The organism is Plantactinospora sp. DSM 117369 (genome assembly GCF_053764795.1).
On record NZ_CM132446.1, the window covers coordinates 9,476,010 to 9,501,156 of the forward strand.

Consider the following 25,147-nt stretch of genomic DNA (forward strand, 5'->3'; position numbering starts at 1 on the left):
CTTCATCGGGTACCTCCAGCGCTGTTCAGCAGCGGCCCCGGCTTGCCCGCCGCGTCTGCGGCGACCGGGGTGGCCGGGCCGGCGCTGAGCCGGACGACCGCGCCGGACGTGGCGCCCAGGCTGCGCCGGACGCTCGCGCCGGGCGAGTTGGTGGGCAGCCAGACCACGTCGTCCGGCAGGTCGGTGATCGCCGCCGGCAGGGTCAGCGCGCCCCGGTCGGTGCCGACCGTGACCGCGTCGCCCTCGGCCACTCCCAGCGCCTCAGCGGCGGCCTTGCCGAGCCGGACCACCGGTGGCCGGGCGGTGCCGCCGAGTGCCGGGTCGCCCTCGGTCAGCGTGCCGGCGTCGATGAGCTGGTGCCAGGTGGCGAGGACCGCCTCGCCCGGGCCGGGCCGGACCGGCGCGGCCGGCTCGACGGCCGGGGCGGCGGTCCGGTTGGCCTTGGTCGCCGGCAGCGCACCCAGCTCGCGGCGGACGCTGTTCACGTCGCCGGTGCCGAGCCGCACGTCGAGCTGGGCGGCGATCGCGTCCAGCACCCGGGCGTCGGTCATCGCGGTGGTGTTCAGCACCGCCTCGAAGGTGCGCAGCCGGCCTTCCCAGTCGAGGAAGCTGCCGGCCTTCTCCACCACCGGGGCGACCGGGAAGACCACGTCGGCGCGGCGGGTCACCGCGTTGTGCCGCAGCTCCAGGCTGACCAGGAACGGCACCTTCTCCAGGGCCGCGTCGGCGAGCCTCGGGTCGGCCAGGTCGGCCGGGTCGACCCCGGCCACCACCAGCGCGCCGAGTGAGCCCTCGGCGGCGGCCGCGATGATGCCGTCGGTGTCCCGGCCGGGCTGGCTCGGGATGACCCCGGCGGCCAGATCCCAGGCGCCGGCCAACTCGGCCCGGCCGGCCGCGTCGGTCACCGGGCGTCCGCCGGGGAGCAGGTTCGGCAGGCAGCCGGCGTCGACCGCGCCGCGGTCGCCCGCCCGGCGAGGCACCCAGGCCAGCTTGGCACCGGTACGCTCGGCCAGCTCGGCGGCGGCGGAGAGCCCACCCGGCACCGTGGCCAGCCGCTCGCCGACCAGCAGCACCGCGCCGGGCTGGCGCAGCGCCTCGGCGACCGAGGCGTGCCCGGCGAGCAGCTTGGCCTCGTCGCCGGGGGCGGCGGTCAGCACCGTCGCGCCGATCTTGGCCAGCCCCCGGGTAACGAACGGGGCCAGCGCCAGCACCTTCAGCCCGCGCTTGTTGTACGCCTTGCGCAGCCGCAGGAAGAGGATCGGGCACTCCTCCTCCGGCTCCAGCCCGGCGATCACCACGGCCGGCGCCCGCTCGACGTCGGCGTAGGTCACCTCGGTCGTCCCGGCCACCGTGCTGGCCAGGAACTGGGCCTCCTCGGCGGAGAGCGGCCGGGCCCGGAAGTCGATGTCGTTGCTGTGCAGCGCCACCCGGGCGAACTTCGCGTACGCGTACGCGTCCTCGACGGTGAGCCGGCCGCCGGTGAGCACCCCGACCCCCCGCGCGGAGTCGCGCGCCTCGCGCAGCCCGTCGGCGGCGACGGCGAACGCCTCGCTCCAGGACGCCTCGCGCAGTTCACCGGTCTTGGCGTCCCGGACCATCGGCTTGGTGATCCGCTCGTTGGCGGTGGCGTACCGGAAGCCCCAGCGGCCCTTGTCGCAGTTCCACTCCTCGTTCACCGCCGGGTCGTCGCCGGCCAGCCGGCGCATCACCTTGCCGCGCCGGTGGTCGGTGCGCTGGGCGCAGCCGGCCGAGCAGTGCTCGCAGACGCTCGGGGTGGAGACCAGGTCGAACGGGCGGGCCCGGAACCGGTACTGCGCACCGGTCAGCGCGCCGACCGGGCAGATCTGCACGGTGTTGCCGGAGAAGTACGAGTTGAACGGGACGTCGCCCTCGGCGCTCTCCTCGCCGTAGTACTCGTCCCGGTAGACGTTGATCTCTTCGGCGCTGGACCGGCCCATCAGGTCGATGAACTTGTCCCCGGCGATCTCCTCGGAGAACCGGGTGCAGCGCTGGCAGAGTACGCAGCGCTCCCGGTCCAGCAGGACCTGGCTGGAGATGTTGACCGGCTTCTCGTACTCCCGCTTGGGCTCGTGGAAGCGGGTCTCGGTCCGGCCGGTGGACATCGCCTGGTTCTGCAGCGGGCACTCGCCGCCCTTGTCGCACATCGGGCAGTCGAGCGGGTGGTTGACCAGGAGCAGCTCCATGATCCCCTCCTGCGCCTTCTTGGCGACCGGAGAGGTGAGCTGGGTGCGTACCACCATGCCGTCGGCGACGGTCTGGGTGCAGGAGGCGACCGGCTTGCGCTGCCCCTCCACCTCGACCAGGCACTGCCGGCAGGCACCGGCCGGGGCGAGCAGCGGGTGGTCGCAGAACCGGGGGATCTCGATGCCCAGCTGTTCGGCGACCCGGATCAGCAGCGCACCCTTCGGCGCCGTCACCTCGATGCCGTCGATGGTGAGCGTGACGGTCTCGGTCTGCTTCGCAACGTCCGTCATTTAGTGCGCTCCTACCAGGGTCTTCTCCGACAGCTTGGGAGCCGTCCGGCCCTCGATGTAGTCGAGGTAGTCCTGCTTGAAGTACTGCAGCGAGGAGGTCACCGGGCTGGTCGCGCCGTCACCGAGACCGCAGAACGAGCGGCCGAGGATGTTGTCGCAGGTGTCCAGCAGGGTGTCCAGGTCCTCGTGGGTGCCCTGCCCGGCCAGGATCCGCCGGTAGGTGCGGACCATCCAGTAGTTGCCCTCCCGGCACGGCGTGCACTTTCCGCACGACTCGTGGTGATAGAACTCCAGCCACCGGTAGGTGGCGTAGACCGGGCAGTCCTGGTCGGAGAAGATCTGGGTCGCGGTGGTGCCGAGGATCGAGCCGGCCGCCGCCACCCCCTCGAAGTCCAGCGGCACGTCCAGGTGCTCGGCGGTGAGCAGCGGGGTCGAGGAGCCGCCCGGGGTCCAGAACCGCAGGTTGTGCCCGGGCTGCATGCCGCCGGCCAGCTCGATCAGCTCGCGCAGCGTGATGCCGAGCCCGGCTTCGTACTGCCCCGGGTTGTTGATCCGGCCGGAGAGGGAGTAGATCATCGGCCCGGAGGACTTCTCCGTGCCCATGCTCTTCCACCAGGCCGCCCCGCCCAGCACGATGTACGGCACGCTGGCGATGGTGCCGACGTTGTTGACCACGGTCGGGCAGGCGTACAGGCCGTGGGTCGCCGGGAACGGCGGGCGCAGCCGGGGCTGGCCCCGGAACCCCTCCAGCGAGTCCAGCAGCGCCGTCTCCTCGCCGCAGATGTACGCCCCGGCCCCGCTGTGCACCACCAGGTCCAGGTCGAAGCCGGTACCGAGGATGTTCTCCCCGAGATAGCCGGCCCGGTACGCCTCCTGCACGGCGTTGCGCAGCCGCCGGGCCGCGTGCACCGCCTCGCCCCGGATGTAGATGTAGGCGCGGTTGGCCCGGATCGCGTACGAGGCGATGATCACGCCCTCGACCAGCGAGTGCGGGTCGTGGGTCATCAGCGGCAGGTCCTTGCAGGTGCCCGGCTCGCCCTCGTCGGCGTTGACCACCAGGTAGTGCGGCTTGCCGTCGCCCTGCGGGATGAAGCCCCACTTGAGTCCGGTCGGGAAGCCGGCACCGCCCCGGCCGCGCAGGCCGGAGTCCTTGACGAGTTGGATCAGGTCGTCCGGGTGGGCGGCGAGCGCCTTGCGCAGCGCCGCGTAGCCGTCCAGCCGCTGGTAGACGTCGAGCCGCCAGGCGTCCGGCGACAGCCAGCGCTTGGTGAGCACCGGGGTCAGCTTCTCCAGCGTCTCCCGCCGAGGCGTCGTGGTCACTTCTCAGCCTCCTCTTCGCTCGCGGCCGACTTCAGCGAGCGCTCCTGCGCGTCCGTACCACCGTCGCCGGCCGGCTTGGCGTCGCTGGCCGGCTTGTTGGCGGCGGTGCCGGCCGCCTCGGCGGACTTCGCGTCGGCCGGTCCGGCCGGTACGCCGTCGACCGGCGGCGTCGTCCCAGGCGCGTCCGGGACCGCGGTCTTCGCGTCCGGGTTCCGGGTCTCGGCGGTACGCACCTGTGGCGACTTGTTGTCCGGCGACTTCACGTCCGGCGCGGTGCTGCCGGTGGCGGCGGCCGGCCGGGTGGTCGCCGGGGCCGGCTTGTCACCGGTCTGGCTGCCCTTGATCGGGGTGTTCGGGTCGTAGCCGGCCACCGAGATGCCGTGCTGCTGGGCCAGCCGCAGCCCGGCCAGCGTCGGGTCGCCGGCCAGCCCGTCGGCCACCGCTTCCTCGCGCGGGTCGGCGAAGCCGGCCAGTTGCAGCGACATCTCCTTGAGGGTGCAGAGCCGGGCGCCCCGGCTGGGCTGCGGACGACCGCCCGCGCGCAGCTCGTTGACGACCGCGACCGCCGCGTCCGGGTCGACCTGGTCGAAGAAGTCGTAGTTGACGGTCATCACCGGGCCGTAGTCGCAGGCCGCCAGGCACTCGGCGTGCTCCAGGGTGATCTTGCCGTCCGGGGTGGTCTCGTCGTGCCCGACCCCGAGGTGCTCGGTCAGCGCGTCGTAGACCTGCTGCCCGCCGAGCACGTTGCACATGGTGTTGGTGCAGACGCTGACCAGCCAGTCGCCGGTGGGCCGGCGCTTGTACATGGTGTAGAAGGTGGCCACGGCGCCGACCTGCGCCTTGTTCAGCCCGAGTACGTCGGCGCAGAACTCCACGCCGGCCGGGGAGACGTACCCCTCCTCGGACTGCACCAGGTGCAGCAGCGGCAGCAGCGCCGAACGGGACCGGTCGGCCGGGTAGCGGGCGACGATCTCCCGCGCCCGCTCGTCGAGCTTCGCGTGCAGGTCGGCGCTGCGCGAGCCGCCGCCGTTGCGCTGTGCCGGCACCTCGCCCGGCCCGGTCACCAGACCGTCGAGCCGGGACGCCGCGTTGCCAAACTGAGACTGAGTCATTTAGCGATCACACCCACCCATCACCGGGTCCAGCGACGCGCCGCCCGCGATCACGTCCGCGATCAGGCCGCCCTCGGCCATCGCCGGCAGCGCCTGGAGGTTGACGAAGCTGGGCTCGCGGTAGTGCACCCGGTACGGCCGGGTGCCCCCGTCGGAGACCGCGTGCACGCCCAGCTCGCCGCGGGGCGACTCGATTCCGACGTAGACCTGGCCCGGTGGCACCCGGAAGCCCTCGGTGACCAGCTTGAAGTGGTGGATCAGCGACTCCATCGACTGACCCATGATCTTGGCGACGTGCTCCAGCGAGTTGCCCATCCCGTCGACGCCGATGGCGAGCTGCGCAGGCCAGGCGATCTTCTTGTCGGCCACCATGATCGGGCCGGGGCGGAGCCTGTCGAGAGCCTGCTCGACGATCTTGAGCGACTCCCGCATCTCGGCCATCCGGACCAGGTAGCGGCCCCAGACGTCACCGCTGGAGGTGGTCGGCACGTCGAACTCGTAGTTCTCGTAGCCGCAGTACGGCATGGTCTTGCGGATGTCCCAGGCCAGCCCGGCCGAGCGGAGCACCGGGCCGGTGACGCCGAGCGCCAGGCAGCCGGTGACGTCGAGCACACCCACGTCCTTGGTCCGCTCCAGCCAGATCGGCTGGCCGGAGAGCATGTCCTCGTATTCCTTGAGCCGCTTCGGCAGCAGTTTCAGGAACTCGCGGATCTTGACGATCGCCTCGTCCGGGATGTCCTGGGCGACCCCGCCCGGCCGGACGTACGCCATGTTCATCCGCAGGCCGGTGATCAGCTCGAAGATCTCCAGCACGTACTCGCGCTCGCGGAAGCCGTAGAGCATCACGTTGACCGCGCCCAGCTCCATCGCCGTGGTGGCGATCCAGACCAGGTGCGAGGAGATCCGGTTCAGCTCCATCATCAGCACCCGGATGGTGGTGGCCCGCTCGGTCACCTCGTCGGTGATGCCGAGCAGCTTCTCCACCGCCAGGCTGTACGCCGTCTCGTTGAACAGCGGCGAGAGGTAGTCCATCCGGGTGACGAACGTGCTGCCCTGCACCCAGTTGCGGTATTCGAGATTCTTCTCGATCCCGGTGTGCAGGTAGCCGACCACCGCCCGGGCCTCCCGGACGGTCTCGCCCTCCAGCTCCAGGATCAGCCGTAGCACGCCGTGCGTCGACGGGTGCTGCGGACCCATGTTGACGATGATCCGCTCGTCGTTGATCGGGTCGTGCCCGCTGACCACCTGGTCCCAGTCGCCACCGGTGACGGTGAAGACCCGGCCCTCGGTGGTCTCCCGGGACTCGGCGTAGCTCGGGTTCGTCGAGGTGCTCATTGGTACGACCTCCGCTGGTCGGGCGGTGGGATCTCGGCGCCCTTGTACTCGACCGGCACGCCGCCGAGCGGGTAGTCCTTGCGCTGCGGGTGGCCCTCCCAGTCGTCCGGCATCAGGATCCGGGTCAGGCCGGGGTGGCCGTCGAAGACGACGCCGAACATGTCGTACGCCTCCCGCTCCTGCCAGTCCGCCGTGGGGTAGACCGAGGTGACGCTCGGTACCCGGGGCTCCTCGGCGGTCACCGCGACCTCCAGCCGGAGCTGCCGGCGGTAGGTCATCGAGGTGAGCTGGTAGACGACGTGCAGCCGGCGGGCGTCGGAGCCGAGGTAGTCGACCCCGGAGACCGAGGAGCAGAGCTCGAAGCGGAGCGCCTGGTCGTCCCGGAGCACCTGGCAGACCTCGACGATCCGCTCGGGGCGGATGTGCAGGGTCAGCTCGCCCCGGTCGACCACGACCTTCTCGATCGCGTCGGCGAAGCCCGGGTACGCCTCCTCCAGCGCGTCGGCGACCTCGTCGAAGTAGCCGCCGTACGGCCGGGGGCTGCTCTCCACGCCGACCCGCTGCCGGACCAGGCCGCCGAAGCCGGAGGTGTCGCCGCTGCCGTGGATGCCGAACATGCCCCGCCCGGCCGGGCTGGCCGGGGGCAGTTCGGCCGGCGCCCCGCTGGTCGCCCCGATCGGCGGCCGGGCCACCGGCACGCCGCCGCCCGGCTGCTCGCTGGTCTTGTTGGGCTCGCTCATGCCGTCCCTCCGCTGCGCTCCGGGCCGACATGAGGCACGTTCGCGCTGAGCCGGCCGGTCCGCTCGCTCCGCTCGCTCATCGCTCGGCCCTTCCCACCAGGTGGTTCTGCGCCTTCATCCAGTTCTCGATCCGGAGCTGCTCCTCGCGCCCCTCGGCAACCGCCCGGGTCCACTCGGCCCGCCGCGCCTTGTCGTTGCGGTACGACGAGGGCATCGAGCCGGGCGTCACCAGCGGTACGGCGCCGCGCGCCTGGCGTGCCTCGAGCATCTTGCGGCCGTTCGGGCCGAGCGGCTCGTGGCCGATCTTCTCGCGCAGCTTGAGAATCGCGTCGATCAGCATCTCCGGCCGGGGCGGACAGCCGGGCAGGTACATGTCGACCGGTACGACGTGGTCGACGCCCTGCACGATCGCGTAGTTGTTGAACATGCCGCCGCTGCTGGCGCAGACGCCCATCGAGAGCACCCAGCGGGGCTCGGCCATCTGGTCGTAGATCTGGCGCAGCACCGGGGCCATCTTCTGGCTCACCCGGCCGGCCACGATCATCAGGTCCGCCTGTCGCGGCGAGGCGCGGAACACCTCCATGCCCCACCGGCCGAGGTCGTAGTGGGAGCCACCCGCCGCCATCATCTCGATCGCGCAGCAGGCCAGGCCGAAGGTGGCGCCCCAGAACGACGACTTCCGGGACCAGTTGACCAGCTTCTCGACCGAGGTGAGCAGGATCCCGGCCGGGAGCTTCTCCTCGATACCCATCTGACGACCTCCCTCAGTCCCAGTCCAGGCCGCCACGCCGCCAGACATAGGCGTACGCGACGAAGACCGCGACGATGAACAGCACCATCTCCACGAAGCCGAAGAGCCCGAGCATGTCGAAGTTGACCGCCCACGGGTACAGGAAGATGATCTCGATGTCGAAGACGATGAACAGCATCGCCGTCAGGTAGAACTTGATCGGGAACCGGCCGCCGCCGACCGGCTGCGGGCTCGGTTCGATGCCGCACTCGTACGCCTCGAGCTTGGCTTTGTTGTAGCGCCGGGGGCCGGCGAAGCGCGCCGCGGCGACGGAGAACAGCGCGAACGCCGCGGCGAGGGCGAACAGCCCGATGATGGGTACGTACGGCGAGAGCGACATTGTTTTCCCCTGCTCGTCCTTCCCGGCCCTCGGTCAATTTCCAAATTCACACTATTCACAGTCGTCCGGGCGACGCTGCCCGGGGTGCCACTGGCGCCCCCTGCCGGGGCCGGCGGCGGTTCACACGGCCGGAGCCACCTTCGTCATCGCGTTGATGACCCGGTCCATCGCGTCCCCGCCGCGCGGATCGGTCAGGTTCGCCAGCAGTTTGAGCACGAACCGCATCAGGGTCGGATGCGGCATGCCGTGCTTGGTGGCGATCCGCATCACGTGCGGATTGCCGATCATCTTCACGAAGATGTTGCCGAGCCGGTAGTAGCCGCCGTACCGGGCCTTCAGCTCGGCGGGGTAGCCGGCCAGCGCGCGTTCCCGATCGGCACCCGCCGGGCGGGCCAGCGCCTGCACCACGATCTCGGCGGCGAGTTCGCCGGACTCCATCGCGTACGCGATGCCCTCGCCGTTGAACGGGTTGACCATGCCGCCGGAGTCGCCGACCAGGAGCACGCCCCGGGTGTAGTGCGGCACCCGGTTGAAGCCCATCGGCAGGGCGGCGCCGAGGATCGGCCCGTCCGCGTTGGTCTCGTCGGTCATGCCCCATTCGGCCGGGGTGCCGGCGAGCCAGTCGACCAGCAGCCGCCGGTAGTTGGTCTTGCCGAACGCGGCCGAGGAGTTCAGCGCGCCCAGCCCGACGTTGACCCGGCCGTCTCCCATCCCGAAGATCCACCCGTACCCGGGCAGCAGCTTGTCGGGGTGCTCCTTGCTGCGCAGCTCCAGCCACGACTCCAGGTAGTTGTCGTCGTGCTTGGCCGGCGAGCGGTAGTAGCGGCGGACGGCGACGCCGATCGGCCGGTCCTCCCGCTTGTTCAGGCCCAGCGCGATCGGGAGCCGCCCGGAGACGCCGTCGGCGGCGATCACCAGCGGGGCGGAGAAGCGGGCCGGAGCCTTGTCCGGGCCGCTCTCGGCGGTGACCCCCACCACCCGGCCGTCCTCGCCGAGCACCGGGCCGGTGACGTTCACCCCGGTACGCAGCTCCGCGCCGGCCTCGACCGCCCGCTTGGCCAGCAGGTCGTCGAAGTCGAGCCGGGTACGCACCAGTCCGTAGTTGGGGAAGCTGGCCAGCTCGGGCCAGTCGAGTTCGAGCCGTACGCCGCCGCCGATGACCCGCAGTCCCCGGTTGTGCAGCCAGCCTGCCTCGGGCGAGGTGTCGACGCCGAGCTTGACGAGCTGCTTGACGGCCCGCGGGGTCAGCCCGTCGCCGCAGACCTTCTCCCGGGGGAACTCGGTCTTCTCCAGCAGCAGCACGCGTACGCCGTGTCGGGCCAGGTGATAGGCGGTTGTCGATCCACCTGGACCGGCGCCGACGACGATGACGTCCGCGTCGTAGTCGATCGTGGTCATCCGCGCCTCCCCTCCCGATCGCTCGTGAAATGCTTCACAAGCCTCGTCCGGGGAGGAGTCTAGAACCGCGAAGTGGCCGGCGACCGGTTAGGCGACCCTAAGTTGCCGAGGTAGGCGTGTTGGCTACCTTCCCGGGCCCGTTCCGGCCCCGGTCGCGGCCCGTCGTTCCGGCCGGTCGGGCATGCCTCACCTCAGGTCCGGTCCTCGCCGCTGCGTTGCGCCGGACGGCGTTTGATCGGACCCGGGGTGACCGGCCCTGGTTCCGCCGGATGTGGATCGGTCGGGGGCCGCACCGGGTGCGGATCGGAGGGGTGCGGATCGGCCGGATGCGGCTGTCCCGGCCCGGGTGCCGGCGGATGCGGGTCGGCCGGGCCGGGCCGCCCCGGCTGGGGTTGCCCCGGCTGCGGCTGTGCCGGATGCGGCTCCGGCGGGTTCGGCTCGACCGGATGCGGCTCGACCGGATGCGGCTCGACCGGATGCGGCTCCACCGGATGCGGCTCCACCGGATGCGGCTCGACCGGGTAACCGGCGGCTGCGGCATGACCCTCGGCCGGCCCGGCACCGTTTCCCGACAGCCGCCCGGTCGGAGCACCGCCCGCCGCCGCACCGCCGTTCTCCGACATCCCCTCCACCGGATGGCCGCCGGTCGCCGTCGGCCGCTCGCTCGGATAGCTGCCGGCCGGCGCCGGGTCGCCGTCCGGGGTGCGCTCGTGCTCGTACGGCAGTTGCTCCCGCAGCGTGCCGCCACTGACCCGGTCGAGCGCGGCCAGTACCTCGGCGACCACGGTCCGGACCGCGACCGGGTCGGGCCCGGCCAGCTCCCGGATCTGCGCGATCAACTCGGCCGCCTCGGCCTCCGGATCGACGTCCTCGGTCGCCGGCTCGGCGGTGTCGCGGCTCGGGTCGGTGGCAGCACCGCCCGCCGGCTCGGCGACGTCGCGGTCCGGTGCGTCGTCGCTCCGGTGCCGCGCGTCCGGCGGGCCCGCGACCGCCGGCGTCTCCTCGGCCGGCTGCTCGTCGCCGTCGACCCGCCGGTCTGCCCCCGCCATGGGCGCAGCCTACGGCCGGAAAGCCGCTCGCGGATCAAAACCGGCTAAAGCAGCATGAGCCGGAAAATCAGGGACGTATCGCGCGGTGCAGCGCGACGATGCCCCCGGTCAGGTTCCGCCAGCCGACCCGGTGCCATCCGGACCGGCCGATCTGCCCGGCCAGCCCGGCCTGGTCCGGCCAGGCCCGGATCGACTCGGCCAGATAGACGTACGCGTCCGGGTTGCTCGCCACCGCCCGGGCCACCGCCGGCAGCGAGCGCATGAGGTAGGAGAGGTAGACCGTCCGGAAGACCGGGTTGGTCGGGGTGCTGAACTCGCAGACCACCAGCCGGCCGCCCGGCCGGGTGACCCGGGCCATCTCCCGGAGCGCCGCCTCGGTGTCCACCACGTTCCGCAGCGCCAGCGAGATGGTGACCGCGTCGAAGGTCTCGTCCGGGAACGGCAGCCGGAGTGCGTCACCGGCCAGCAACGGCACCTCGGGCCGGCTCCGTCGGCCGGCCCGGAGCATCCCGATGGAGAGATCCAACCCCACCGCGTACGCCCCCGAGGTGGCCAGCTCGGCGGTGGAGACCCCGGTGCCGGCGCCCACGTCGAGCACCCGGTCACCGGGGCGCAGGTCGAGGGCGGCCAGGGTGGCCCGGCGCCACCGCCGGTCCTGCCCGAACGAGATCACGGTGTTGGTCAGGTCATACCGGGACGCCACTTCGTCGAACATCGCCGCCACCTCGTGCGGCTGCTTGTCCAGGCTGGCCCGGCGTCCGGACGGGGTACGGGTCACGCCGGAACAGTCTGCCAGCCACCGGCCTGGCCGGTCGGCCCGGGGCGGGCCGGCACCCTGCTGGAGCGCGGCCGGGGCTCCGGGCGACAGTCCGGCGCCTGCCGCGCCCGAGCCGGAACACACCGCGGGCGAGGTGGTCTCCCACCCCGCCCGCGATGCCGTGCGTTATGTGAACGGCCCTCATGGACCGATAGAGGACGACCCCGGTGCGCCGCGTCCCGACCCGGAGGCCGGTCCGTCCACGACGGTCAGCGGGTACGTGTGCCGGCACGCTATCGGTTCGACCGGCCTGGTCGCGCTCCCCTTGATCCAACCGTTATGACCGCCCGGACCCGCCCGGCTTCCAAGAATGTCCTGGTCAGAGGCCATTTATCCGGCGCGCTCGACGTTTTGCCGCCGGATCGGAGCCAAGGACCGGCCCCTCGCCCAGCCGGCGGTGGCCGAATGGACGAGGGTAGTTCAGCGGGCCTCGACGAGCGGCAGACTCCGGCCCGCGCCGCCACCGGGCAGCGCGATGGAGGAGAAGTGCGACACCACCCGGTCGTCGGTCGGGTCGTCGGCCGGGGTGCGGTGCACCGCCAGGTGCCGGTAGAGGGTGTCCCGTTGCGCGGGGATCCGGCCGGCGGAGCGGATCATCCAGATCAACTCGTGCAGGTTGGAGCGGTGCCGCGCACCGGCCGAGGAGATGACGTTCTCCTCCAGCATGATCGAGCCGAGGTCGTCCACCCCCATGTGCAGGGCGAGCTGTCCGGCGTCCTTGCCGGTGGTCAGCCAGGACGCCTGGAGGTGCGGCACGGTGTCGAAGAAGAGCCGGGCCACCGCGATCAGCCGCAGGTACTCCAGGGTGGTCGCCTGGGTACGGCCCTTGAGGTGGTTGTTCTCCGGCTGGTAGGTCCATGGGATGAAGGAGCGGAAGCCCCGGGTGCGGTCCTGCACGTCGCGGATCATCCGCATGTGCTCGATCCGCTCGGCGTTGGTCTCCCCGGTCCCCATCATCATGGTGGCGGTGGACTCGACGCCCTGCCGGTGTGCGAGTTCCATCACCTCCAGCCAGCGCGCGCCGGACTCCTTCAGCGGAGCGATGGCCTTGCGGGGCCGCTCGGGCAGCATCTCCGCGCCGGCACCGGCGATCGAGTCCAGCCCGGCCGCCTTGATCCGGCTGATCGCCTCCTCCAGGCCGACCCCGGAGACCTTCGCCATGTGCAGGATCTCGCTCGGTCCGATGGAGTGGATGGCGAGCTGCGGGTACGCCCGCTTGACCGAGGAGAAGAGCTCCTCGTAGTACTCCACGCCGTAGTCGGGGTGGTGGCCGCCCTGGAGCATCACCTGGGTCGCACCCAGCTCCACCGCCTCGGCGCAGCGCCGCAGGATCTCCTCGGTCGGGTGCGTCCAGCCCTCCCGGTGCTTCGGCGCCCGGTAGAAGGCGCAGAACTTGCAGGCGGTCACGCAGACGTTGGTGTAGTTGATGTTGCGGTCGATCAGGTACGTCACGATGTTGTCCGGATACCGCCGCCGCCGTACCGCGTCGGCCGCCTCACCCAGCGGGTGCAGCGGCGCGTCGGTGTAGAGCAGCAGCGCCTCCTCGGGCGTGATCCGCCCGCCGTCCGCGCCACGTTGCAGGATGCTGTCGATCTCCCGGCTCACCGTCACGTACCCGAGGGTACGTCGCCGGCCCGCCCCACCTCGACCACCACCCCGAGCAATGTGATCCGTAGTCGACGCCCGTCGGACGTACGTCCGCAGCAGTGGATCGGCACCTGCTGGCACGTCGTGTCCCAGATGAGTGTCGGCACCCACGCGTAGGATCGGCGGACATGACGGCGCCTGACCCCCGGCACGCTACGCCAGCGTCCCCGTCAACCTGCTGTCGCTGTAGCTGCCAGCCGCGCAACGAGTAGGCCCGGCCGCGACGACTCGCCGAGCGTCGCAATTCACTGCGCTGCGGAAATTGCGTTGACTGTCGTACAGCTGGCGCGGCTAGTGTCCGGCCCATGCCCGTACGCCCGGACCCCGAGAGCGCAGTCGACTCACTGCTGCTCGCCGACGACGGCGCCACGCTCGCCAGGTTACGGCTGGAGGACGACGGCCGTGAGCCGGCCGTCAAGGATGTTCGGCCGCTGCCCGGGGCAGCCCCGGCGAAGGTTGCCGCGCAACTGCGCCGGGACCTCGCCGGCAGGATGCTGAAGACCACGCACGAGGGCCTGGTGGCGGCCCTGTTGGCGGATGGCCTCACGCTCCACCGGGCCGCTACCGGGCTGCGACACGACCTGGCCGAGCTGCCGCCACCGGCGGCACTGCCCGACGGATGGTCGTTGGTCCACGCCGGCTGGGACGACGACCTCGCGGTGGCGTGTGCCTCGGCGTACGGTCCGGAGCACCCGGACGGCGAATGGCAGGCCGCCGACACCCGGGAGATCCGGGCGATGTTCGACGATGCCGAGCCAGTCCCGCCACTACTCGGCGCGTCCGCGCGGGTGGTCGGTCCGGACGGACGCAGCGCCGGGCACGTCCTCTGCGCCGGTCCGGTGCCCTGGACCACGAACACCTGCGGCTGGATCCTGAACATCGCCGTCGCCCCACACGCCCAGGGCAGTGGGCTGGGCCGGGCGCTGCTGACGCATGCCCTCCGGGGCACCCACGCTGCCGGGTTACCGACCCTCGACCTGTCGGTGGTCGACCAGAATCCCGCCCGCAGGTTGTATGACAAGGCCGGCTTCCGCCCGGTCACCCGGATGTTCTCCGTAGCCCTGTCCTAGCCAGGCGCGTGGATCACGGACGTGGGACTCCGGATCTACCAGGACGCCTACCGCGACGAGACTCCGGTCGACCTCGAAGAGGCAGCCGACTACATCGCGGAGATGTGCGGTACGCCGGTCACCCTGGTCGAGCACCGCTCCGACCTGACGTACTGACCACCCATCCGCGCCAGACCGATGCGAGGTAGGCCAGGTACGTCTCAGGTGGTGCAGCTGCCGTTGTCCGGGTTGACGCACTTGGCCCGGCTCCAGAGCGTCTCGAAGTTGTTGTGGAAGTCGTTCCAGACCGTCGGGTGCTCGATCTTCACCAGGGTCTCGTCGTGGTCGGTCAACGCCGGGTCGGTGACGTTGTGCGAGCCGGTGAAGACCACGCTGCGCCCGGCGACCCCGGCGAAGGTGCCCCTGATGATGATGTTCTTGGAGTGCACGGTGACCACCCGGCCGTCGTAGTTGCTGGCCTCGGCGTCGTGGTACTTCTTCAGCGAGACGTTCGGCTGCCCGTTCAGGGTGGCATACGCGGTGCTGCCCATCGAGCCGTAGACGACCCGGACCCGGCAACCCAGCCGGCCGATCCGGCGCAGTTGGGTGGCGACCTCGGGGCGGGCGTCGGTGAACTGGGCGTGCGCCACGTCCACCGCACAGCCACTCTCGTACGCGCTCACCTCGGCCAGCCGGTTCGCCAGGGTGTCGCTGTCGGCCCGGGGCGAGTGGTAGACGGTGACGGCGGTATTCGGCGACTTGTAGTAGCCGTTGGCGGCGTTGAAGTAGTCGTTGTTCTTCCGCTGCGCCCGCATGTCGTTGAAGTACGCCGTGAAGTGGTCGTACAGGTCGTAGTCCTCGTGCACGATCAGCGCGCTGTTGAAGAGGTTGTTCTGGCTGAAGGTGAGGTTCTGCGAGCTGACGAAGACGACCCGCTTCATGGTGCCGCTGGTGGAGAACGTGAAGACCTTGTTGTGGTTGATCGAGTTGCTCTTGTTGCCGATGCACGCCGTCGAGCCGGCCACCGTTGACGAGGTCTTGCCGCAGATCACCAGGTCGTCGAGGTTGGCCGAGTTGAGCACCGCCATCGCGGCGTTGTCGGCGCCGGTGTTGACCCCGCCACCGGTCTCGTCCAGCACGATCCGGACGATCACGCCCCGGGCCGCCGCCCGCTTCAGCGCCTCGGCCACCACCGGGGAACTCCAGCTGTACATGATGCCCCGGATGTAGCCGCCGGCCGGTGCGCCGTCGGCCAGCCGGACCAGCTCGTCCTCGATGGTCCGGTCCCGGGCGCCGTCCTCGGCCGGGATGTTGAACCGGGTGTACGCCGGGAAGGGATCAGCCGCGGCGGCCGCACCGTCACCGGCGTCCGCCGGGGTGGGGCCGGCGGCCACGGCGGGCGGGGTGAGCAGGCTGGTGGCCAGCAGGCCGAGCGCCGCGAAGGACGCGAGTCCGGCCCGGGCGCGACGCGTACGGAGCATCCTCATGGATACCTTGGTAGTACACGTCCTTCAATGGAGCAACGGGTGGCGAAGAATTTCTTCAACCTCACGCGGCCGACTCCGCCGCCGCCGCACCGCCAGGCGGGCGCGCAAGCGGGGCAGCCCGACAGGCTGTGCCGCCATGCTGCCCCGGCTCCGCCGAATCCGTCGGCCGCGACGACCTCAGTTGTACATGTAGAGGTAGTAGTAGCCCTGCGGCTGGCCGCTGCGCCACTCGTAGACGCAGTTGTAGTAACGCCACGCGCCACCCGCGACGAGGCTCTCCCCGTAGTAGCGACAGGCCTCGTAGGTGTAGTAGGAACCGAAGGGGTAGGGGGAGGGGTTGCTGGCCATGGCCTGACGCTCGACCGACACCGCGGCCTGGGCCGGCGCACCGGCTCCGACCAGCAACGCCGCGCCGGCGAAGACGAGCGCCACGACAGTCCGAACTCGACGCATAGGTTCTCCTCGTGATCCGCGGCACCACCGAGTCATCGGCGGCGCTACCGACTCAAGATAGAGATCGGCCTATCTGTTGCGAGCCGCGCGCGACAAGGTTTCCGTCATCCGCGCAACGCGTCGAACCCACCGATGGCGATCTATGTCCGCCCGCACCACAACGGACCCGGGACAACCCGCCTCAGCCGTCGTAGTCGACCACCAGCGTGTCGGTGACCGGGCTGGCCTGGCAGGTCAGCACGTACCCGGCGGCCACCTCGTCCGGCTCCAGGGCGTAGTTGCGGGCCATCGACACCTCGCCTGCGACCACCTTCGCCCGGCAGGTCGAGCAGACCCCGCCCTTGCAGGCGTACGGCAGCTCGCCCCGGACCCGCAGGGCCGCGTCGAGCACCCGCTCGTCCCGGCCCATCCGGAAACTCGACGCCCGGCCGTCCAGCCGGATCGTCACCTCGGTGCCGGCGTCCGCCGCCGTGTCGGCCAGCCGGACCGGCGGCGCGGGCGGCGCGTCCACGTGGAACAGCTCGGCGTGTACGGCCCGCTCCGGCACCCCGCGCTCGGCGAGCACCCGCCGCGCGTCCAGCACCATCCCGTACGGGCCGCAGAGGAACCACTCGTCGATCCGCGCGGTCGGCACGATGGTGTCGAGCAGCCGGCCCAGCCGGTCGGCGTCGACCCGGCCGGAGAGCAACGGCGACTCGCCCGGCTCCCGGGACAGCACGTGCACCAGGTGCAGCCGTTCCGGATAGCGGTCCTTCAGGTCAGCCAGCTCCTCCACGAACATCACGGTGCGGCCGTAACGGTTGCCGTACACCAGGGTGAAGGTGCTGGCCGGCTCGACGGCCAGCGCGGTCGCGACCAGCGACAGCACCGGGGTGATGCCGGACCCGGCGACCACCCCGGCGTAGTGCCGGACCCGGTCCGGCGTGAACGCCGTGCCGAACGTCCCCAGCGGCGGCAGCACCTGCACGGTGTCGCCGGCCCGCAGCGTCGAGACCGCGAAGCTGGAGAAGGCGCCGCCCGGCACCTCCCGCACCCCGATCCGGAGCTCTCCGGTCGCGGCCAGCTCGGCCGGGGTCGAGCAGATCGAGTACGACCGCCGCACCTCCGCCCCGTCCGCGAGGATCCGCCGGACCGTGAGGTGCTGCCCGGCCCGGAAGGCGAAGGTCTCCCGCAACTGCTCCGGTACCTCGAAGGTGACCGCGACCGCGTCCTCGGTGAGCCGGTCGACCGCCCGGACCGGCAGCGGGTGGAAGACCGGCCGGCGCCGGACCGGCCGGTTGATGGTTACGCTCAAAACGCCCTCAGATGGTCGAAGGGTTCCCGACAGGCCCGGCACCGCCACAGCGACTTGCAGGCGGTCGAGCCGAACCGGCTGACCTGCTCGGTGTCGGCGGCACCGCAGTGCGGGCAGCGGACGCTCAGGGTGACCGGGACCGGGCGCCGGCCCGCCGGCCCCGGCGGGGCGATCCCGGCGGCGGCCAGCTTGACCCGGCCGGCCTCGGAGATCCAGTCGGTGGTCCAGGCCGGGGCGAAGACGGTGACGACCTCGGCGTCCGGATGCCCGGCGGCGGCCAGCGCGGCCCGGATGTCGGCCCGGATCACGTCCATCGCCGGGCAGCCGGTGTAGGTCGGGGTGATGGTCACGGTGACCCGGCCGGTCGCCGGGTCCTCGGTCACCTCCCGCAGCACGCCGAGGTCCTCGATGGTCAGCACCCGCAGCTCGGGGTCGACCACCGCCGCCGCGGCCCGGCGCGCCCGCCCGGATCGGCCCTCGCTCACCAGCGGGCTCCGGGATGCGCCCGGTGCAGCACCTGCAGCTCGGCGAGCAGGTAGGAGAGGTGCTCGGTGTGCAGCCCGGCCCGGCCACCGGTCGGCCCCCAGCCGTCGGCCGGACGCTCCAGCGTGGCGGTCTCCAGCACCGGCTCGACGTTCGCGAGGAAGGCGGAGCGCAGCCCGGCCGGGTCGACCGGTGCGGCCGGGTCGGCCGCGAACAGCTCGCCGGTGTACGGCCACAGCTCGTCCACCGCCGCCGCCATCCGCCGGTGTGACTCCGCGGTGCCGTCGCCGAGGCGTACCGTCCAGAGGCTGGCGTGGTCGAGGTGGTAGGCCACCTCCTTGCGGGCCTTGCCGGCGATGGCGGCGAGCCGTTCGTCGGCGCAGCCGCTCAGCGCGGTGTAGAGCGGGAGCTGGTACGCCGACAGGAAGAGCAGCTTCGCCATGGTCATCGCGAAGTCGCCGTTCGGCAGCTCGACCAGCAGGCAGTTGCGGTACTCCCGGTCCGAGCGCAGGTACGCCAGCGCGTCCTCGTCCCGGCCGGCGCCCTCCAGTTCCCCGGCGTAGGTCAGCAGCAGCCGGGCGGCGCCGAGCTGGTCCAGGGCGATGTTGGCCAGCGCGACGTCCTCCTCCAGCTCGGGCGCGGCGGTGACCCACTCGCCGAGCCGCTGCGCGGCGACCAGGGCGTCGTCGCCGAGCCCGAGCAGGTAGTCGACGGTGGTGTGCACGGGTCCGCCACGGGTGTTCACAGGTGCGCCGCCCCGTCCGGCACCGGATAGAACGTCGGGTGCCGGTAGACCTTGTCGGCCGCAGGCTCGAAAAAGGCGTCCTTCTCGTCCGGGCTGGAGGCGGTGATCGCCTGGGCCGGTACGACCCAGATCGAGACCCCCTCCTGCCGCCGGGTGTAGAGGTCCCGGGCGTTGCGCAGCGCCAGCTCGGCGTCGGGGGCGTGCAGGCTGCCGACGTGGGTGTGCGACAGTCCGCGCCGGGCCCGGACGAAGACCTCCCAGAGCGGCCAGCCGGCCCGGCCCTGGCTCGGGGCGGTCACGCCGGCACCGCCGTACGCGCGGCGGCCCGCTTGGCCGCGTACGCCTGCGCGGCCTCGCGTACCCAGGCACCGTCGGCGTCCGCCCGGCGGCGGTGCGCGATCCGTTGCCGGTTGCACGGCCCGTCCCCGGCGATCACCCGCATCAGCTCGGCGTAGTCGGGCTGGGTGTAGTCGTACGCCTGCCGGGACTCGTTCCACCGCAGGTCGGGGTCGGGCAGGGTGAGGCCGAGCACGCCGGCCTGCTGCACGCACATGTCGACGAAGCGCTGCCGCAGCTCGTCGTTGGAGAACCGCTTGATCTTCCAGGCCATCGACTGCTGGCTGTGCGTGGAGTCGCCGTCGGGCGGGCCGAACATCGCCAGCGAGGGGTACCACCAGCGGTCCACCGCGTCCTGGGCCATCGCGTGCTGCTCCGGGGTGCCGCCCGCCAGGGTGTGCAGGATCTCGTAGCCCTGCCGCTGGTGGAAGGACTCCTCCTTGCAGATCCGGATCATCGCCCGGGCGTACGGCCCGTACGAGCACCGGCACAGCGGGACCTGGTTGACGATGGCGGCACCGTCCACCAGCCAGCCGATGGCGCCGACGTCGGCCCAGGTCAGCGTCGGGTAGTTGAAGATCGAGCTGTACTTCTGCCGGCCGGCGAGCAGCAGCTCGACCAGTTCGTCCCGGGTCACCCCGAGGGTCTCGGCGGCCGCGTAGAGGTAGAGCCCGTGCCCGGCCTCGTCCTGCACCTTGGCGAGCAGGATCGCCTTGCGCTTGAGCGAGGGTGCCCGGCTGATCCAGTTACCCTCCGGTTGCATGCCGATGATCTCGGAGTGGGCGTGCTGGGCGATCTGCCGGATCAGGGTCTTCCGGTACGCCTCCGGCATCCAGTCCCGGGGCTCGATCTTCTGGTCCGCGTCGATCAGGGCGGTGAAGTAGTCCTGCGGGTCGGTGTCGGCGGCCGGGTCTTCCCCGGGACGGCCACGGTCGGCGGCCGCCCGCAGCGCCGCCTCCGCCGCCTCGACCTGATCGAGCAGGCCGCCGGCGGGTCCGTCATCCGGGACCGGGAAGTCATGTCCGTCCACGCAGCAAGTGTTACAGCTCAACTAGCCAGTAACCAAGACGTGTAATAGAAATGCCGCCCAGACCCGGCCGTGAGCTGGTCAGCCGATCGGCACCAAATGTCCGCACTGATGGGTGAATGAGCCTGGTCACATCGGCCCAAATATTCATCATCTATACCGACATAAGCGGTGATTTCCGGTCGCCACCAGCGAACTCCCGGCCTGCGCTATCTGGCGGATTGGACCGAGCCACGTAAACTTTCCCCCGTTCCGACCTGCCACCTCCCCCGGCAGTTCGGGCGCGGAGCAGACCGCCGGTGTGGGGCTGGCGGAGGCGCCGCCGACACACCGCAAGACGCACAGCGCCCTGGACACAGCGGCCCCCCGGCCTTCACCCTTGGAGCCCCATCCTCATGCGTCCCCGCGTGACCCTGGTGCTCGCCATCACGACAGTCGTGCTTGGCGGCCTGCTGCTCGTGCCCGCCGCGTACGCCCGGCTGGCCGACTCCGGCGGAAGTACCTCCTCGGCCGAGGAGGCGCCGGTCGGGATCGAGCCGTCCGCACCGCCGCCGCCGACCCTGGCCGCCGCGCCGGTGACGGTGAAGGGGGTGGACGGCTTCCTCGGCTGGGCCCTGTTGGACCGGGAGAGCGGGAAGATCTCCGGCTCCAAGAACATGACCTCGACCAACTCGACCGAGTCGATGATCAAGGTCTGGATCGTCTCGGACTACCTCCGCCGCCTCGGGGACAAGACGCCGCCCGCGGCGTACCTCAAGATGGCGAGCACGGCGATCCGGGACAGCAACGACGACGCCACGAACGCCCTGTACAGCGCCGCTGGCGGCGCGAGCACCCTGGACCGCTTGATCAAGATGTGCAACCTCACCGAGACCGCCAAGGAGATTCCTGCCGGCGAGAACCGCATTTGGTGGAGTTACACCAGTATGTCCCCCCGGGACGCGGTCCGGATGGGAGAGTGCGTCAAGGACGGCACGGCAGCCGGACCGAAGTGGACCAAGTGGGTGCTGGACGAGATGACCAAGGTACGCGGTACGACCGCCGCGAAGGATCAGCGGGCTCGGCAGGGCGGCGGTCGCTGGGGCATCATCGACGGCCTGCCGCAGGGAATCCTTGCGCAGGGGCCGGTCAGCATCAAGAACGGCTGGACGCTGATCAACGCTGACGGGAAGTGGCACCTGAACTGCCTCGCGATCACCGACGACTGGGTGCTCTCCGTGATGACCCGCTACTCCGGCGCCAAGGGGCTCGACTTCGGCGCCGACGTCTGCGCCAGCGTCGCCAGCCAACTGGTCACCGAACAGCCGGGCGCCGTGCTCAGGGTGCCGCAGCCGCTCACCGTGAAGAACTCCTGATGGGCGCCGAGGAACGCGCCGCCGAGCGGCGGGCCCGGTCCAACCGGTCCACCCTGCTGCGGCTGACCCTGATCGCGGGCGTACTGCTGGTGCTGGTGCTGGTCGGGCTGCGGCTGATGCCCGGCTCACCGCTCGCGAGTACCGCCGCCGCCAAGTGGGGGGAACCGTCCGGCCCGGCCGGACCCACCGCCACCACCCCGGGCAGGCCGGCCACGCCCACCCCGACGCCCAGCCCCGAACTGCCGCCGCTGCCGGTGGCGCCGACCAACGTGAAGATCGACAAAGCCGGCTGGTGGAACTGGGCGCTGATGGACACCCGGACCGGCAAGATCTCCGGTTCGGCCAACATGGACGAGACCAACCCGACCGCCTCGATGATCAAGGCGTGGATCGGGGCGGACTTCCTGCGCCGCGCCGACGAGAAGGGTGACACCCCGAGCGACACCCGGATGAACCAGGTGTCGATCATGATCCGGGACAGCGACAACAACGCCGCGCAAACCCTCTACGAACTCAACGGCGGCACGGCGTCGATCAAGCGGCTGATCAGCATCTGCGACCTGACCGACAGCAGCCCGGCCGCCGACGGCGGCTGGAGCCGTACCGCGCTCTCGGCCCGGGACACCGCCCGGATGGGCGCCTGCATCGCCGACGGCCGGGCCGCCGGGCCGCAGTGGACCGAGTGGCTGCTCGACGAGATGCGCGCGGTACGCGGGGTCGGCAACTTCGGCATCCGCAAGGCGTTCCCGGCCGCCGAGCAGAAGACCATCGCGGTCAAGAACGGCTGGGTGGACCGGCAGCGCGAGCAGAGGTACACGGTGAACTGCCTGGCCATCGGTGACGGCTGGACGATGGCGGTGGAGACCCGGTACGCGATCGACCTCGGTTACACCTACGGGGCGAAGATCTGCGAGGACGTGGCCCGGCAGCTCCGCGCCGCCTCCGACGCCACCTGAGTCCGCTCCGGGCAGCGGCCGGTCAGGCGGAGAAGAAGACCGGCCCGCCCGCCGGCAGCGGCGGTACGCCGGCCAGGTCGACGGCGCGGCGGGCGAACTCCCGCAGCCCCGCCACCTGTCGCTCGCCCAGCGAGAAGTCCAGCGTCCGGAAGTACGACGCCAGGGTCGCCGCGTCGAACGGCTCCCACCGGGCCGCCGCCTCAGCCACCTCGTCCAGTTCGGCCAGGCAGAGATCCCTGGAGCGCAGGAACGCCTGGTGCACGTCCTTGACCTGCCCGGGATGGCTGGCCGCGAAGTCCCGGCGTACCGCCCAGACGGCGAAGACCATCGGCAGCCCGGTCCACTCCCGCCAGGCCAGGCCGAGGTCGGTGACGGCCAGCCCGCGCCCGGGCGCCTCGTAGAGGGCGCGCAGCGCCACGTCGCCGATCAGCACCCCTGCCTCGGCCTCCAGCAGCATGGTGGTCAGGTCGGGCGGGCAGGTGAAGTATTCCGGGTCGATGCCGTACTGCTGGGCGAGCAGCATGCGGGCGAGCAGCACCCCGGTCCGGGAGGTGGAGCCGAGGGCGACCTTGGCGCCGTCCAGCTCGGCCAGCGGCCGGGTGGAGACGATGTTGACCGAGAGCACCCGGCCGTCGCTGCCGACCGCGAGATCCGGCAGCAGCAACAGCTCGTCGGCGTGCTTGAGATATTCGACAAGCGTGATCGGCCCGATGTCGAGGTCACCGGCGACCAGGGAGGCGCTGAGCCGCTCCGGCGAGTCCTTGTGCAGCTCGACGTCGATCAGTGCACCGGAGCGCATCAGCCCCCAGTAGATCGGGAGGCAGTTGAGGAACTGGATATGGCCTACCCGGGGTCGCCGCAGCTCGCTCATGATCCGACCGTAGCCGCCGGCTCGACCGGCCGCTCGGCCGACCGGGGCGGAAGTGGCCCAGGACGCATCGCGGCCCGCTCCCGCCCGGCGGCCCGCAGCACCACCGGCGTCACCGCGCCGACCACGGCCAGCCCGGCCAGCCCGGTCACCGCGACCAGCGGCCGGGGTGAAAAGCCGGCGAGCAGGATGCCACCGGCCAGGTAGCCGAACATCCCGGCGCCCTGGATCGCGGCGCCCTGCGCGGCAAAGGCCCGGCCGCGCGCCGCCGGCGGCACCCGGCTGGCCAGTACCAGGTTGCTGAAGACGTTCAGCCCGCCGTTCGCGACGCCGCCGACCAGCCAGAGCGGCACCAGCCAGCCGGCGGCCGGCACGGTGGCGCCGAGCCCGACCAGCAGGCAGGCCGCGCCGAGCATGCCCAGCACGCCCTTGACCCGGGCACCGTCGTCCCGGGCCCGCCGGGCAGTGCCGGCCAGCAGCCAGGCGCCGATCAGCATGCCGGCGGTCCAGGCCGCGCTGACCAGGCCGAACATCGTGGTCGAGGAACGCAGGGTCTCGCGTACGTAGAAGACCTCGATCACGTTGACCGCGCCCACCCCGGCCACCGTCGCGGCGATCGCGGCCACCATCGTCCAGAGCAGCGGGTCGCGGCGCAGCCGCCAGGCCGGGGCCGTCGGTGCCGGGCTCGCCCCGCCGGCCGCTCCCGTCGGCCGTCGCCCACCCCGTCGGGTACGCAGCAGCAGCCCGGCCGCGATCAGCGCGAGATAGCTACCGGCGTCGAGCAGCAGCGGGATCCGGGCACCGAACTGGCCGACCAGCAGCCCGGCCAGGGCCGGCGCGACGAGGATGCCGACCGAGCCGGCGGTCAGGTTGATCGCGCTGGCTCGGGGCAGGTCGTCCCGGCGCACCATCTCGGGCAGCAGGGCGGCCAGGGTCGGTTGGGTCACTGCCAGCCCGCAGGCAAGCAGCGCGGCGAGCAACAGGATCACGGCGGTGTTCCCGGCGAAGGCGAGTGCGGCGCAGACCACCGCCTGGCCGGCACCGGCCCAGATCAGCAGGGTGCGGCTGTCCACCCGGTCGGCCAGTCGACCGGTCAGCGGGGCGAGCAACACCAGCGGCAGCGTAGCGGCCAGCATCACCCCGGAAACCGCCAGCCCACCGGCGCCAGCGGATTGCAGGGCGAGCGCCAGCGAGGTCGCCGCGAGGAAGTCGCCGCAGCTCGACACCGCCCGGGCACCGGCGGCCAGGTAGACGTCCCGCCAGCGGGAGACCGTCGGCGTGCCGTCGTCGTCGGGTACGCCGGGACCGGCAGTTATGAAGGACATATTTCGAAAGTAATCCTTCACAACTGCCGTACGCAACCGCCGCCCCGCCCGAGCCGGTCAGCTCACTCCATCGGCAGCGCCGCGTAGTGCACCATCACCGGGCGAGAACCCTCGGGCGGGTCGACCCGCTCCCGCCGCCGGTACGGCCGCATCAGCTCGCGGATCCGGTCGTTCAGCTCCACCAACTCCTCGGCGGTCAGCATCAGCACCGCACCGCCGTACCGGGCCGCGTCGTACCACTCCTTCGGCTCCTCGCCGGCCCGCCGGGCCCAGTTCCGGATCCGGTCCATGTCGCGGGCGGCGTAGACCTCGATCAGGGTCTCCTCGGCGGCCCGCGCCTCCGGCGAGGCGTCCTGACCGACCTCCACCCCCCAGGAGCCGACGCTGCTGCGCCAGAGCCGCTCGCGGGCGTCGCCCCGACTCGGCGCCTGCTCGACCAGCCCGTACTTCGCCAGCTCCCGCAGGTGATAGCTGACCGCGCTCGGCGAGAGCCCGACGATCTCGGCACACTCGGTGGCGGTGACCGCCGCCCCGGTGGTGGTGAGGTGCTCCATGATCTCCAGCCGGGCCGGATGCGCCAGGGCCCGCATCACCTGCGGGTCGCTGATCATCATCGGCCGCTGCTCGACGGGCTGCTCGGTCATGCGCCCATGATTCCGCCTCCCGGACGCCCGGCGGCAGCGACCCGGCCGCAGGAGGGACAAGCGGGTGGCACAAACTGTTTGT

General features: G+C 71.6%; 26 protein-coding genes. 4 read left to right on the forward strand and 22 right to left on the reverse strand.

The features are described from left to right. Positions 1–2: 2 nt before the first annotated feature. The 12 genes from ACSMXO_RS40705 to ACSMXO_RS40760 all read right to left on the reverse strand — a co-directional run bounded on the left by ACSMXO_RS40705 (position 3) and on the right by ACSMXO_RS40760 (position 13,150). Positions 3–2,495, reverse strand: coding sequence for an NADH-quinone oxidoreductase subunit G (locus ACSMXO_RS40705; protein ID WP_346258780.1), 2,493 nt, complete (start codon positions 2,493–2,495; stop codon positions 3–5). Next, positions 2,496–3,815 (reverse strand): NADH-quinone oxidoreductase subunit NuoF, encoded by a 1,320-nt coding sequence (nuoF, locus tag ACSMXO_RS40710; RefSeq protein ID WP_346258779.1) that lies wholly within the window; start codon positions 3,813–3,815, stop codon positions 2,496–2,498. Continuing rightward, the gene (gene nuoE / locus ACSMXO_RS40715) at positions 3,812–4,927 is read right to left on the reverse strand and encodes an NADH-quinone oxidoreductase subunit NuoE (protein ID WP_455416008.1); all 1,116 of its coding nucleotides are present in this window, start codon (positions 4,925–4,927) and stop codon (positions 3,812–3,814) included. The genes nuoF and nuoE overlap by 4 nt, the downstream gene beginning before the upstream one ends. Further along, on the reverse strand, positions 4,928–6,262 hold the full coding sequence (locus tag ACSMXO_RS40720) for an NADH-quinone oxidoreductase subunit D (RefSeq protein ID WP_346258777.1): 1,335 nt from the start codon (positions 6,260–6,262) through the stop codon (positions 4,928–4,930). Then, a complete protein-coding gene (locus ACSMXO_RS40725; RefSeq protein ID WP_346258776.1) occupies positions 6,259–7,002 on the reverse strand; it encodes an NADH-quinone oxidoreductase subunit C in 744 nt (247 codons plus the stop codon). The genes ACSMXO_RS40720 and ACSMXO_RS40725 overlap by 4 nt, the downstream gene beginning before the upstream one ends. Positions 7,003–7,078: 76 nt before the next feature. Next, positions 7,079–7,753 carry a NuoB/complex I 20 kDa subunit family protein gene (locus tag ACSMXO_RS40730; protein WP_455416009.1) on the reverse strand — a complete coding sequence of 225 codons (675 nt, stop codon included), beginning with the start codon at positions 7,751–7,753 and terminating at the stop codon, positions 7,079–7,081. 13 nt (positions 7,754–7,766) lie between these two features. Next, positions 7,767–8,132, reverse strand: coding sequence for an NADH-quinone oxidoreductase subunit A (locus tag ACSMXO_RS40735; RefSeq protein ID WP_346258774.1), 366 nt, complete (start codon positions 8,130–8,132; stop codon positions 7,767–7,769). 120 nt (positions 8,133–8,252) lie between these two features. Beyond that, positions 8,253–9,530 carry a geranylgeranyl reductase family protein gene (locus ACSMXO_RS40740; protein ID WP_346258773.1) on the reverse strand — a complete coding sequence of 426 codons (1,278 nt, stop codon included), beginning with the start codon at positions 9,528–9,530 and terminating at the stop codon, positions 8,253–8,255. A gap of 191 nt (positions 9,531–9,721) precedes the next feature. Next, positions 9,722–10,579 (reverse strand): hypothetical protein, encoded by an 858-nt coding sequence (locus ACSMXO_RS40745; protein ID WP_455416010.1) that lies wholly within the window; start codon positions 10,577–10,579, stop codon positions 9,722–9,724. A 67-nt stretch (positions 10,580–10,646) separates the two neighbouring features. Beyond that, positions 10,647–11,357, reverse strand: a complete 711-nt coding sequence (locus tag ACSMXO_RS40750; RefSeq protein WP_346258771.1) for a demethylmenaquinone methyltransferase — start codon at positions 11,355–11,357, stop codon at positions 10,647–10,649. A gap of 459 nt (positions 11,358–11,816) precedes the next feature. After that, entirely contained in the window at positions 11,817–13,007 is a 1,191-nt protein-coding gene (gene mqnC, locus ACSMXO_RS40755) for a cyclic dehypoxanthinyl futalosine synthase (RefSeq protein WP_346258770.1), read from the reverse strand. Beyond that, positions 13,004–13,150, reverse strand: a complete 147-nt coding sequence (locus ACSMXO_RS40760) for a hypothetical protein (RefSeq protein ID WP_455416011.1) — start codon at positions 13,148–13,150, stop codon at positions 13,004–13,006. Before ACSMXO_RS40760 ends, mqnC begins: the two co-directional genes overlap by 4 nt. Before the next feature lie 198 nt (positions 13,151–13,348). On the opposite strand from ACSMXO_RS40760, the gene ACSMXO_RS40765 reads away from it, so the two are divergent. Together ACSMXO_RS40765 and ACSMXO_RS40770 are read left to right on the forward strand one after the other, a co-directional pair. Continuing rightward, positions 13,349–14,113, forward strand: a complete 765-nt coding sequence (locus tag ACSMXO_RS40765) for a GNAT family N-acetyltransferase (RefSeq protein WP_455416012.1) — start codon at positions 13,349–13,351, stop codon at positions 14,111–14,113. A 21-nt stretch (positions 14,114–14,134) separates the two neighbouring features. After that, entirely contained in the window at positions 14,135–14,269 is a 135-nt protein-coding gene (locus ACSMXO_RS40770; protein ID WP_455416013.1) for a hypothetical protein, read from the forward strand. A 44-nt stretch (positions 14,270–14,313) separates the two neighbouring features. On the opposite strand, the gene ACSMXO_RS40775 is transcribed toward ACSMXO_RS40770, so the two are convergent. The 7 genes from ACSMXO_RS40775 to paaA form a co-directional block, all read right to left on the reverse strand. Beyond that, positions 14,314–15,579 carry a phospholipase D-like domain-containing protein gene (locus ACSMXO_RS40775; protein ID WP_346258766.1) on the reverse strand — a complete coding sequence of 422 codons (1,266 nt, stop codon included), beginning with the start codon at positions 15,577–15,579 and terminating at the stop codon, positions 14,314–14,316. Between the two features lie 177 nt (positions 15,580–15,756). Next, on the reverse strand, positions 15,757–16,032 hold the full coding sequence (locus ACSMXO_RS40780) for a hypothetical protein (protein ID WP_346258765.1): 276 nt from the start codon (positions 16,030–16,032) through the stop codon (positions 15,757–15,759). Positions 16,033–16,213: 181 nt separating this feature from the next. After that, a complete protein-coding gene (gene paaE / locus ACSMXO_RS40785; protein WP_346258764.1) occupies positions 16,214–17,326 on the reverse strand; it encodes a 1,2-phenylacetyl-CoA epoxidase subunit PaaE in 1,113 nt (370 codons plus the stop codon). Continuing rightward, a complete protein-coding gene (gene paaD / locus ACSMXO_RS40790) occupies positions 17,323–17,811 on the reverse strand; it encodes a 1,2-phenylacetyl-CoA epoxidase subunit PaaD (protein ID WP_455416014.1) in 489 nt (162 codons plus the stop codon). Before paaD ends, paaE begins: the two co-directional genes overlap by 4 nt. Next, on the reverse strand, positions 17,808–18,554 hold the full coding sequence (paaC, locus tag ACSMXO_RS40795) for a 1,2-phenylacetyl-CoA epoxidase subunit PaaC (protein WP_455416015.1): 747 nt from the start codon (positions 18,552–18,554) through the stop codon (positions 17,808–17,810). The genes paaD and paaC overlap by 4 nt, the downstream gene beginning before the upstream one ends. Then, positions 18,551–18,853, reverse strand: a complete 303-nt coding sequence (gene paaB / locus ACSMXO_RS40800) for a 1,2-phenylacetyl-CoA epoxidase subunit PaaB (RefSeq protein WP_331205728.1) — start codon at positions 18,851–18,853, stop codon at positions 18,551–18,553. Before paaB ends, paaC begins: the two co-directional genes overlap by 4 nt. Beyond that, positions 18,850–19,920, reverse strand: coding sequence for a 1,2-phenylacetyl-CoA epoxidase subunit PaaA (paaA, locus tag ACSMXO_RS40805; RefSeq protein WP_455416016.1), 1,071 nt, complete (start codon positions 19,918–19,920; stop codon positions 18,850–18,852). Before paaA ends, paaB begins: the two co-directional genes overlap by 4 nt. Before the next feature lie 392 nt (positions 19,921–20,312). Here paaA and ACSMXO_RS40810 point away from each other — a divergent pair, with 392 nt between their 5' ends. After that, positions 20,313–21,272: a hypothetical protein gene (locus ACSMXO_RS40810; RefSeq protein WP_455416017.1), complete on the forward strand. Its 960-nt coding sequence runs from the start codon at positions 20,313–20,315 to the stop codon at positions 21,270–21,272. Next, positions 21,272–22,228: a serine hydrolase gene (locus tag ACSMXO_RS40815; RefSeq protein WP_455416018.1), complete on the forward strand. Its 957-nt coding sequence runs from the start codon at positions 21,272–21,274 to the stop codon at positions 22,226–22,228. Before ACSMXO_RS40810 ends, ACSMXO_RS40815 begins: the two co-directional genes overlap by 1 nt. A 22-nt stretch (positions 22,229–22,250) precedes the next feature. On the opposite strand, the gene ACSMXO_RS40820 is transcribed toward ACSMXO_RS40815, so the two are convergent. From ACSMXO_RS40820 to ACSMXO_RS40830, 3 genes are all read right to left on the reverse strand, one after another. Further along, positions 22,251–23,099, reverse strand: a complete 849-nt coding sequence (locus ACSMXO_RS40820) for a menaquinone biosynthetic enzyme MqnA/MqnD family protein (RefSeq protein ID WP_455416019.1) — start codon at positions 23,097–23,099, stop codon at positions 22,251–22,253. After that, positions 23,096–24,421 carry an MFS transporter gene (locus ACSMXO_RS40825; protein ID WP_455416020.1) on the reverse strand — a complete coding sequence of 442 codons (1,326 nt, stop codon included), beginning with the start codon at positions 24,419–24,421 and terminating at the stop codon, positions 23,096–23,098. The genes ACSMXO_RS40820 and ACSMXO_RS40825 overlap by 4 nt, the downstream gene beginning before the upstream one ends. A 62-nt stretch (positions 24,422–24,483) precedes the next feature. Next, positions 24,484–25,065, reverse strand: a complete 582-nt coding sequence (locus tag ACSMXO_RS40830; protein ID WP_346258756.1) for an ArsR/SmtB family transcription factor — start codon at positions 25,063–25,065, stop codon at positions 24,484–24,486. Positions 25,066–25,147 lie beyond the last annotated feature (82 nt).